The sequence below is a fragment of the Alteromonas sp. 14N.309.X.WAT.G.H12 genome (genome assembly GCF_036697315.1).
GTDB lineage: Bacteria > Pseudomonadota > Gammaproteobacteria > Enterobacterales > Alteromonadaceae > Alteromonas.
Window position 1 is genome coordinate 1 of sequence record NZ_JBAHZB010000110.1, and the last position, 11,121, is coordinate 11,121.

General features: G+C 44.1%; 9 protein-coding genes. 4 read left to right on the forward strand and 5 right to left on the reverse strand.

Translation table 11 applies throughout. The features are described 5' to 3' along the window. Both V5298_RS17620 and V5298_RS17625 read right to left on the reverse strand, forming a co-directional pair. The coding region (locus V5298_RS17620; RefSeq protein WP_416351201.1) for a hypothetical protein at positions 1-189 on the reverse strand (189 nt) is incomplete at its 3' end. Further along, entirely contained in the window at positions 182-736 is a 555-nt protein-coding gene (locus V5298_RS17625; RefSeq protein ID WP_332932744.1) for a TetR/AcrR family transcriptional regulator, read from the reverse strand. The genes V5298_RS17620 and V5298_RS17625, both read right to left, overlap by 8 nt. Before the next feature lie 207 nt (positions 737-943). Between V5298_RS17625 and V5298_RS17630 the strand changes: the two genes are divergently transcribed. After that, a complete protein-coding gene (locus tag V5298_RS17630; protein WP_332932745.1) occupies positions 944-1,423 on the forward strand; it encodes a hypothetical protein in 480 nt (159 codons plus the stop codon). 94 nt (positions 1,424-1,517) lie between these two features. Here V5298_RS17630 and ahpF read toward each other — a convergent pair whose 3' ends face one another. Then, positions 1,518-3,086, reverse strand: a complete 1,569-nt coding sequence (gene ahpF / locus V5298_RS17635; protein WP_332932746.1) for an alkyl hydroperoxide reductase subunit F — start codon at positions 3,084-3,086, stop codon at positions 1,518-1,520. 82 nt (positions 3,087-3,168) lie between these two features. Next, positions 3,169-3,732 (reverse strand): alkyl hydroperoxide reductase subunit C, encoded by a 564-nt coding sequence (ahpC, locus tag V5298_RS17640; RefSeq protein ID WP_332932747.1) that lies wholly within the window; start codon positions 3,730-3,732, stop codon positions 3,169-3,171. 276 nt (positions 3,733-4,008) lie between these two features. On the opposite strand from ahpC, the gene V5298_RS17645 reads away from it, so the two are divergent. Next, a complete protein-coding gene (locus tag V5298_RS17645; RefSeq protein ID WP_332932748.1) occupies positions 4,009-5,364 on the forward strand; it encodes a DUF2252 family protein in 1,356 nt (451 codons plus the stop codon). A gap of 31 nt (positions 5,365-5,395) precedes the next feature. Here the strand turns inward: V5298_RS17645 and V5298_RS17650 are convergent, their stop codons facing one another. Next, entirely contained in the window at positions 5,396-6,319 is a 924-nt protein-coding gene (locus tag V5298_RS17650) for a diguanylate cyclase (protein WP_332932749.1), read from the reverse strand. Positions 6,320-6,410: 91 nt separating this feature from the next. On the opposite strand from V5298_RS17650, the gene V5298_RS17655 reads away from it, so the two are divergent. Further along, positions 6,411-10,127 carry a PAS domain S-box protein gene (locus V5298_RS17655; protein ID WP_332932750.1) on the forward strand — a complete coding sequence of 1,239 codons (3,717 nt, stop codon included), beginning with the start codon at positions 6,411-6,413 and terminating at the stop codon, positions 10,125-10,127. Positions 10,128-10,175: 48 nt separating this feature from the next. Further along, positions 10,176-11,121: GNAT family N-acetyltransferase (locus V5298_RS17660; protein WP_332932751.1), on the forward strand; the 946-nt coding region annotated here is incomplete at its 3' end.

Here is an 11,121-nt window from a genome sequence, read left to right on the forward strand (position 1 = left end):
ACTAAGGGCATCAACACGAGCCACAAAATGCCGCACCACTGTTTGTGCATTGTCATCTACCGTGAAGACTTGAACCAAAGGCGCTTCAGGCAAGTCCTGCACCTGGGCATCCCCACTACACGCGGACAACCAATTAACGGCCAACAGCAGCACGATTCCCATGCCGGATTTTTTCGTTATGTTATTCATGGAGGTCACCTTCCAATGCAATGGCCATGTCAATTAATTTATCTCCTATTTGATTACGTTCATTTTCGTCAAATGGGCTAATACCCAATAATTCCTGAAACGCCAGCCCATCGGCAGCAAGCATCAGCAAAGTAGCCATCTCGCTTTTAGGCTCTGACATAATCGCTTCTTTTTGTTCTAACATCGCCGCTTTCACCGATGAAAGGAGTTCGCGATTTTCGATGGCGGCAACCAGCAAAATTTTTGCTTCGTTCATACCTATTATTTCATTGATGAATTTTTTAGTACGAATGACGTTAGTGATTGTCAGCGCATCGCTGTGGCGCGTTTTTAATAATTCACCGTGCTCTTCCAATTTGTGCAACATGTTCTCAGTCATACTTTTAAGTAAGGCTTCTTTGGAGGAAAAATGATGCATTAGCCCCCCCTTACTCAAACCGCATTTCTTCGCCACGTTATCCAACGTTAATTGTTTTGGCCCATGTTCAACGGCGATTGCGGTGGCAGCCGCTAATATTCGCGCTTTTGAAGTAGTCGCTTTAGACATTGTTAGCATCCCAAAAAAAAACCAGCTGGTCGGTTTTTATATGAATCGAGTAAGCGTGTCAATTAAAACCGTATGCAATAACCCAAATGCTTGCTATGACGGAGGGGATCATCATCAAGATGTTAATGAATTACAGGGATAGTAATGACGACGACAGATTCATGTTATAGTTTGTGAATGTAATAATTTTACTTACGACCGGCTTAAATGACAGCGCAAACCCTCCGGCATCTGGTGAATCTGGACATTCTGATTTCCGATATAGACATGTTAACGTCGGAGGAAATTGCGTCCGAAAAACACAGTAAATTACTGGATAGTATTCGACGTGAACTTTCATCACTGGAAGTGTCGGTGGAAGACGAAACTCACTATGGCTTTCAGCAACTGCTCCATGGTACGGCATTGCAACATGGCATAAAAGACAAGCGCATGCTGGTTATTTACCACCGGTTATTGGGATATATTCTGCAACATTGGCGAGCATCAACAAAAATACACGCCATTTTAGACTCACAGTTTGATAACCATGCTGATGAAAGACTGGAGCTACTGCGGGTTAAACGCATTCGAGCGAAAAGCCAATGTAAAACCATTATCCTTGCCATGGGACAATCGGATGCCCGCTACTTCTTAAAAATGTTTGGCTTGGAACAGGAAACCTGGTTGCTGGACAATTATACTTAGCCCCAACAGAAACCCGGTTTTTACGGCCTTACAAACGTAAAAAGTCCAGTTTCAATTTCTCGAAACTGGACTTTCATTGCAATAAAATCGCGTTTTACGACGCTGGCGCTTCATGAGTGAGCAAATATTCAAACGCCGAGAGTGACGCTTTCGCTCCTTCACCCATTGAAATAACAATCTGCTTGTAAGGGACGGTGGTGACATCCCCTGCGGCAAATATGCCTTCTTCCGAAGTCACACATTTGTTATCTACAATGATTTCGCCTTGAGGCGTCATATCGACCACGCCTTGTAAAAATTGGCTGTTAGGTACCAGACCAATCTGAACAAATACCCCTGCCAATGGCAGTACAGTTACTTCTTCGGTTGCACGATTTTTGTATTCTATTCCTGTAACCTTACCATTCTCAGCAACAATCTGATTGGTGGCCACGTTACGTAAAATAGTAATGTTATCGCGTTTTTCTGCCTGTTCGACAAGTACCTTGTCGGCTTTCAGTTCCGGCATAAATTCAAACACGGTCACCGATTTGACGATACCGGCTAAATCTAATGCGGCTTCGATACCTGAATTACCACCACCAATAACCGCCACATCTTTTCCTTTGAAGAAGGGGCCATCACAGTGAGGACAATAGGCAACGCCGTTACCGATATTTTCTTTCTCACCCGGTACGCCCAGTTCTCTCCAGCGTGCACCTGTAGCCACAATAACCGTGCGGGTATGAATTTCTTCACCGGATGAAAGGGCCACTATTTTGGTGTCACCACGTTCAATATTTTCGACTTTTACGTGCTCTTTCAACGTAATGTCATAATCATTCATATGTGCCAACAGGTTACCCACTAATTCTGGTCCTGTGGTCTTGGGTACGGATATGAGGTTTTCAATACCCATGGTATCTTTTACCTGGCCGCCGATACGATCAGCCACAATAGTGACTTTCAACCCTTTACGTGCGCTATAGATTGCCGCACTGACACCTGCCGGTCCACCACCAATAACAGTTACGTCCTGCATTGGCATCGCCTGGCCTTTGTTGGCGTCTTTTAAACTGGGATCACGCTCAATAAGTTTATCAATTAGCGTTGATGCATCCACTTTACCATTGGCAAACAACTCGCCATTAAGATATACACTTGGTACACCTTGAATATCCCGCTCTTCTATAAGCTGGGGATACACACCACCATCTATCATCTCAGACGTAATAAACGGGTTAAGCAAAGCAAATTGATTCAATGCTTGCACCACATCTGGACAGTTATGGCAGCTCAAACTGATGAAGACTTCAAAGTTAAGTGGCTCTTTTACCGCTTTAACAATGTTTTGAATATTATCATCAACTTTTAATGCTGTGCCTGACGCGTGAAGTAAGGCCAGTACGAGTGAGTTAAACTCATGCCCGCCTGGGATGCCGGAAAAACGAATACCGGTATCTTCACCGTCAGCTTCCAATAGGAAACTGGTCGCACTTCTAAGTACGCCATTTGTATCGCGTTCTTCCAACGTAATCTTATCGCTTACACTCGCAATGCCAGACAGAAATTCAACCAGTTCTTCTCGTTTACTGTGCTGGCCAGTCTGAAGAACAAAAGTGACATCTTTCTGCATTGACGCTGTGTAGCCTTTCAATGCTTGTAAAATTTCTTGAGTTAACACGGTAATTCTGCCTTCTGCTTTGTGTTAGGTAGGTGCAGACATCTAAGCCTGCACCTGCTTACGATTGTTGGTAAGAAATCTCTTAGATTTTACCCACTAGGTCTAATGAAGGAGCAAGTGTTGCTTCACCTTCTTTCCATTTAGCTGGACATACTTCACCTGGGTGAGATGCAACATATTGAGCTGCTTTTACTTTACGTACTACGTCGTCTGCTTCACGGCCAATGCCTTCAGCAGTGATTTCCATTGCTTGCACGATACCGTCTGGGTCAACAATGAACGTACCACGGTCAGCCAGGCCCATATCCTCACGCATACAATCGAAGTTACGAGTAATTTCACCAGTTGGGTCGCCAATCATTGCAAATTTGATTTTTGCAATAGTGTCAGAAGACTGGTGCCATGCTGCGTGAGTGAAGTGAGTATCTGTAGATACAGAGAATACTTCTACGCCACGAGACTGCAGCTCTTCATACTTATCAGCAATGTCGCCTAACTCAGTTGGACATACGAAAGTAAAGTCTGCAGGATAAAATACAAATACTGCCCATTTTCCTTTAATGTCTTCGCTACTTACTTCAACGAATTCACCATCTTTAAATGCATTTGCTTTAAAAGGTTTGATAGCAGTGTTGATCAATGCCATTGTTATTCTCCATTAAGTTAGTTTATTTTGTGTCTTTCGCGCCGAATATCGGTAGTGCTAGCAGACACAGTAGTTACGTTTTAAAAGAAACTAAGTTTGCCAACGTGGCCTAACCTTGTTTCCCTTAACTGGTAATCAGAATAGTGTGAATCCGAACAAAAAGATAATTGGTATTGTTGAACAACATAATCAGTTTTTCTGATTGAACTCACAAATATTGAGCGTAAAAACGAAATAGAATTTTGCCAAATTAAAAAATGAATAGCAAGTGATACTATGATGACAGAGACCCGCGATTTACAAGCAGACCGAAAAGCATTTATTCATAAGCAGATAAAGCAAGTAGACGGACGAGGCCCTGATCCCATGTTAAGTAAACATGGGACGATGGCATCTGCGCCTTTTCTTTTTTTCCGCGGCAGCGCCCACCTTTTTTACGCAGATTTAGCAGCCCAGCATCTCACCCTGCCTGATGCACTAACCAGCTGGCCTTTGACCTGCATAGTAGGCGATTGCCATACGGGGAACTTCGGGTTTATGACCGAAGAAGGCTCCCATGGTGATGAGGTCATTTTTGCCCCCAACGATTACGATGATGCCTGTGTGGGTTATGCCGGTTGGGATATCTTGCGTTTTATGATCTCGGTGATCTTAACCATGGAACACTGCCAAGGCATTAAAAGCGGAAAATATAACAGTAATAAAAATATTGCCCACAAGCCTGTCATCGATGACGATCATGCCTTTCTAGCATTAGATGCCTTTATCGATGGGTATTTGATGGCTTGTCAGCGAATTCATGATGATCCTGCCACCATGCACGATGTTGTGGATGACATCGTCCCCGGCACCCGATTACATAAATTCTATCGAAAAGCCTGTGAACGAGCCGCCGGCGGAGAAGAATTTCTCACCAAAAGTGCATTGGCAAAAGCGGTTAAAATGAATGACGATGGTTTGGTCTTTCGCCGCAATTCAGAAAAATTTTCGCCCCTTGCCCCCCATTATTACCAAACCGTTTACGATGCCTTTTCACCTTATATGGATGAAGAGGTCATCGATATTGTAGAAAGAAACCAAGCTGGCATCGGTTCAAATAACCTAAAACGTTTTTATTTTTTGGTGGGACCAGCGCAACCCCATAATGAAGCCAGCTTTGCCCGTTGTCACATTGTTGAAGTCAAACAACAACGTGTTGCAGCCCCTCTGGCGTTTTTTACCGACCTTACGCCAATAAACCGCCTCAACCCGGCTCATTTAACGGCACGCTGCCAACGCAGAATGCAACGGCGGCCGGATTTATTGCTCGATGAAGTAGAATGGCAAAAAAACCACTGGCTTGTACGCTCACGCCACCATGCCCGGGTAAGCATCTCACCGGAAGATATAGGTATTGGCAATCGCAGTGTTGAAGGTGGATTTGTCGACTTCGCCCAGTTATGCGGCGAATCCATCGCCTTATCACATGCTCGAGGGGATAGACGTTCTGTGACCTTTGAAAGGCAGGTTTTGGATACGCTACCTCATTATCGCAACGAATTAATCGATATTGCCAATCAATATGCCCAGCAAGTCATCACCGATCATCAACACTGGCTGGCCATGTTAAAAGGAGAAAGCAATACCGGTTAGACCGCGGTGTCTTTACCGTAGCGCTAAACCGCTACGGTAAAAGAGGAACATATTCTACTCGATTTCGTCCTTTCGTTTTAGCAAGGTACAAGGCATTATCGGCTTTATCCACGATATCTCTTACCAAAAAATCCCTATCTGGATGGGCTTTCACATCTAACTCGGTGGCACCGATACTCACCGATAGAAAGCCCCGCTTTGAGGATGCATGAGGAATTTGCTGCTCTTGAAAAACCGTTAAAATAGACTCGGCCATTTGCATGGCGCCCTCTTTGTCGGTATCGGTAAGAATAATGCCAAACTCTTCACCACCTAACCGACAAACAAGATCTGTTGCCCGTCGCGCACTTTGTTTCAAAATACGCGCGACCATAGATAGGCAATCATCACCTTTACCGTGCCCGTAATAATCGTTGTATGCTTTAAAATCATCAATATCGATCATCATAAATGACAGTGTGGTTTTCCCCCTCTGGCATCGACTTAACTCCATATCCATGGCCTCATCGAACTTCCTTCGATTCGCTAAACCGGTAAGAAAATCGGTCGCGGCCAGTGATTCAAGTTGTAAGGTTTGCTGATACAACCGCGTGTGGGTGCGAACCCGCGCCCGCAAAAGCGGCACCTCAATGGGCTTGGTAATGTAATCTACCGCACCTAATTCGAAACCTTTGGCCTGCTCATCCACTTCGGCCAGGGCCGTGACAAAAACAACGGGGATATTATGAGTTTGTTCGTTGGACTTTAATTGCTTACAAAGTGTGAAACCATTAATTCTTGGCATCAACACATCCAGTAATATCAAGTAAGGCTTTGCCGCTAATGCTTGTTTTAGTCCGTCCTCAGCACTGGTGGTTATAATAACGTCGTAATCAGGCGACAGCGCCTCAGCAATAAGTCTAATGGTCGTAATGTCATCATCAATGATTAATACGCGATACTTCGATAGAGGCATTCTCTGAAATCCTATTTCAAAAACCATTCATTTTTAGCAGTTATGCACTACGCTATCTATTATAAAGGTATCCCCTCATTAATAGGACCGTATGTCTATTACTTACACCCATCCGGTTTGCACTGATTATATTTCGCAGGACATCTGCGCCATATTTGCACTAGACAAAGCTTGGCCAGCCATTGTGGCTGATAGCCTGTTTGCATTTGGGTATGTGGGTGCAGCCTGTGTACTCTTATATTTTATTTTGTGTAAAAACCATCGCCCAAACAGTCTCCTTCTTCTTTTAGCCGCCTTTTTTTTTCTTTGTGGTATCCATCACACCCTTTCGCTATTCGCTGTACCCAGTTATGTTTTGGCGTTAAAAGATTACACGGATTTAGTGACTGCCATTATTCTCTGTATTTTGCTTTATAGAATGTATAGTGCGGATCTACGGTCTTCGCAATTCGTCAAAGGATTATTTGTTAAAAAAAGCCCTCACGATAAGATAAAACCCACCGGTAAGGCAACAAAAGGACGGTTACAAGAGCGGATCTTGCGGGATTGCACAGACAGCGCTGATGTTGGCATGCTGGTGTTAGATCACCTCGGTACCATCAACATCGCCAATACCAAAGCCTGCGAGATTTTAGGCTATAAAAAAAAGGAGATAGAAAATACGTCCATAACCGGCGTCTTCGATGAAGAATTTCTTGACGCAAACATACCGGTGACGGCTAGTAACGCTGAATCTCATACTACCGCCCATTCGAAAACGCTGTACGGCGTACATCATTCCGGCGCTTTTATCCCCTTAGAGGTTTCCTTAAAACAAGCCAAGTTTGACGCGGATATTCTATTTGTATCGTTACGGGATATAGGCGATCAATTAGAAACAGAGCAAGCACTGGTGAGCAGTCAATCCATTACTGACAACATTCTTAGTAACCTGCCAATGGGGATCCACATCTATGAGTTCACCCACCATACTCTGACCCTTATCACCGACAATCAAATGGCCCGTACATTACTCGGTAGTGATAGTGGTTTCTTTCTCTCTGATGAGCGCTTATCTGCCATGATGAAAGAAAAAGCGTTAAGTGGTGAAGGAACCATACGCACCACCCTCTCCCGTTATAACCATAATGCACCGCAAAATCTGCGCTTGTATCTGTTTATGGCAAGCACTAGCGAATTGGTGGTAATGTTTGAAGATATTACCTTACAACAACAATATGAAACCCAATTAATTAAACAGGAAAGCATGACACGTCAGGCAATCAATGCCTCCATTGCCGGCGTGTATATTATTGATACCCGCAAGGGGGAAAGCCTCTTTATTAACGATCGATTTACCGCCATCACTGGATACAATCAAGACGACTTAAAAGCCTTGAAAAGCGGTATCTTTGGTTTGATCCATCCTGATGATCGTACCCGTATGGCGATTCATTTACGGCATATTTTTCGGGATAAAGGCAAAGGCGAAACCTTTAGCATCCAATATCGTGTACAGCATGCAAAAGGCCACTGGTTATGGGTCATTGGGCAGGATGTTATTTTTGAGCGCAATAACAAGGGCAAGCTCACAAAGATCATAGGTTCGTTTTTGGACATTACGCCGCTAAAAACCATGCAGGACAAGCTGTTAACACTGAAAGACAAGGCCGAAGAAGCGAACCGTCTAAAAACCGAATTTCTTGCCAATATGAGCCATGAAATACGAACCCCCATGAATGCCATTATTGCCCTTACCGATATGGTGTTAGATATGGACATGGCAGACAATCAGCGCGAATACTTACAAAAAGTCCAACTTTCTTCCCGCTCTTTACTGCAATTACTCAATGATATTTTAGATTATTCAAAACTTGAGGCCGGAAAATTTGATATCAACAATGAGCCTTTTGATCTTTACCGATTATTATCAAACGTTTTGCACCTTTTCCAAACCACGGCCATTCAAAAAGGACTATCAATCAAAGCGTCCATTGACGATTCCGTCCCTCGCTTTGTTATCGGTGACGCTTCCCGTATCGCCCAAATACTTAATAATTTGTTAGGAAATGCCATTAAATTTACCGAAAAAGGCGATATAAAATGCCGTGCATTGGCAACGTTAAACTCCATTTCCCAAACATACATTGTTTCTTTTGTTGTTGAAGATACAGGCATTGGCATCGAAGACGACAAGCTTACCGCCTTATTTAAATCTTTTTCCCAGGCAGACAGTTCAATCGGACGACGTTTTGGTGGAACAGGTTTAGGCTTATCCATTAGCCGACGACTAGCCCATCTGTTAAATGGCGACCTCACGGTATCAAGCACCATAGGTAAAGGCAGTACATTCACATTAGCCGTTCCCTTGGTTAAAAATATCCTGCCCGAAAACCAAGCTTCACGGGTAAAACCCTACACAAATATTGTTATTGTCAGTGATCAGCTAGATATCCAGGCTGTTCTTGAAAGCGCCCTCCTTGGGAAAAACAAACAGGTACTATCGCCTTTAGACTCCGGCCTTGATCACGAATTAAAAAATAGCGTGTGCGATATTTTGGTGGTTGATTTAACGAGCTTGAAAAAAAGCCAACGTCCCAAGATCATGCAAAAACTGCCCACCTTTTCGCTGCACCAAATTAAAACAGGAATTATTATCTTACATACGGAGGATGATATTGCCGGCCACAAAAGCCATAATCAGCTATCGGTGCCCGTGTGCTGGCTTTGTGCACCATTTTTAATACCCGACATTGAAGATGCTCACCAATATTTACGGAATAAAATCAGCAGCATCTCAGGGATTAATATCACAACTGATGGCCTCATTCGTTTTACTAACACACGGATCTTGTTGGTAGAAGATAACACCACCAATCAGTTTGTTGCCAAGGCCTTGTTAGCTGCCATTGGTATATCCGTGGTCGTTGCCAACAACGGGGAAGAAGGGGTACGTGAATTCAAACGCGCTTCCCCCGATTTAGTGTTAATGGACTTACAAATGCCAATCATGGACGGTTTTACTGCCGCAGCAAAGATCCGCGCGTTAAAAACCGGCAAACATGTCCCTATTTTCGCCATGTCAGCGGCAGTCATGGCACCAGATAAAGAACGGGTTATCGCCGCCGGTATGGACGGCCACATCCCCAAACCCATTGTACGGGATACCTTTTACCAAACACTGGCAAAGGCATTACCTGACAACTATCAAAACGTCACCGTAGCGCCTAATTCGTCTCCTTCGCTAGAGCCCGTCAATGCCATACAACAGGCTTTAACTGAATCACTCCATGAATTTGCCGTCGATGCCGCGGTGCAACGACTGGGTAATAGCCTTCCTATTTATACTGGCTTACTGGAAAATTTCTTTGGCCATCTGCAAGAAATAAGTCATCAGTTAACAGAAGAACCTGATAACGAGTCCTTGCGTCGATACTTACATACACTTAAAGGCTTATCCCGTTCGGTAGGCGCTATGGCACTGGCTGAGTTAGCCGAAGAAAACGAAGACGCCCTAATTAGCGGCACGCCCATCGCCATTCCCGTATTGATTGATGCCATAAACGAGGTCACCGATAAGGTCGGTACCGCCCTAGACCAAGTCTTACCGTTAATTAAACGGCCAACAACAAAAGCCCACCAATCCCTAGACCAGCTCATTGATCAATTGAGCTGTCGAGTTTATATAAAGGTTGAGGATGTGGAACCCTACGCCCGGGTATTAGCCGAGCGATTCGGTGATGAAAAAAGCCGCCAGATTATGGATGCTATTTCCAAACTGGATTACCAGTGTGCACTTAAGCTAATGTCTATTGACACCCACAATTAGTCTGTCAATGTGTATATCCTGCATAGCAAAGTTAGAGAAAGTGAAGTTATGAGCCACGATATTCCCAGTAACGAAGAAACCGAACATCATTTAGAACTGCGAAACCTAAAATTAGACGATTACGATGACGTAAAAGAGCTCATGGATATTGTTTACGCCCACGTGGGAGGTGCATGGCCGTATAAAAATTATAAAGCCCAGGTCACAACCTTTCCTGAAGGGCAGATTTGTATTGAAGACAAAGGCAAGGTTGTGGCTTTTGCCATTTCCGTAATTGTGGATTACGACCAGTTTGATGATAAGCATACTTACGATGAAATTACCGGTGATGCCTATTTAACCACCCACGATCCTAATGGTGATGTGCTTTACGGCGTTGAAGTCATTGTCAGTCCGGAGTACCGTGGCTTACGGTTAGGTCGTCGTCTCTATGAAGCACGCAAAGAGCTGTGCCGCAATCTGAATCTCCAGTCGATTATGGCCGGAGGCCGCATTCCTAATTACGGACGTCATAGCGATAGCATGACACCCTATGAATACATTGAAGCGGTAAAATCGAAAGACATTTACGATCCCATATTGACCTTTCAATTATCCAATGGCTTTGAAGTCAAACAAGTACTGCAAGCCTATTTACCGGAAGACAAAGCCTCCCGCGGTTATGCAACACTGCTGCAATGGCACAATATATACTACGAGCCGGGTAAACCCCGTCTTTTTGGCGGCCGAAAATCCAGCGCAAGAATTGGCTGTATTCAATGGCAAATGCGATATTTTGAAAATGTTGAAGAGCTACTGCAACAAGTTGAGTATTTTGTTGATGCCCTTTCTGATTATAAATGTGATGTGGCCCTGTTTCCCGAGTTTTTTAACGCACCACTTATGGGGCTAAGCCCATCAGAAGAATCCATTGATGCCATTTGGCACCTAGCCACCTATTCCGATGAAATTCTCTCTGCCATGTCACACCTGGCCGTGAGTTATAACATCACCA

Bases quoted from the DNA above. Each gene is read 5' to 3' on its own strand.
- V5298_RS17650 (WP_332932749.1), bottom strand. From the start codon at position 6,319: ATGCCTCTATCGAAGTATCGCGTATTAATCATTGATGATGACATTACG.
- ahpC (WP_332932747.1), bottom strand. From the start codon at position 3,732: ATGGCATTGATCAACACTGCTATCAAACCTTTTAAAGCAAATGCATTT.
- V5298_RS17625 (WP_332932744.1), bottom strand. From the start codon at position 736: ATGTCTAAAGCGACTACTTCAAAAGCGCGAATATTAGCGGCTGCCACC.
- V5298_RS17645 (WP_332932748.1), top strand. From the start codon at position 4,009: ATGATGACAGAGACCCGCGATTTACAAGCAGACCGAAAAGCATTTATT.
- V5298_RS17630 (WP_332932745.1), top strand. From the start codon at position 944: ATGACAGCGCAAACCCTCCGGCATCTGGTGAATCTGGACATTCTGATT.
- V5298_RS17655 (WP_332932750.1), top strand. From the start codon at position 6,411: ATGTCTATTACTTACACCCATCCGGTTTGCACTGATTATATTTCGCAG.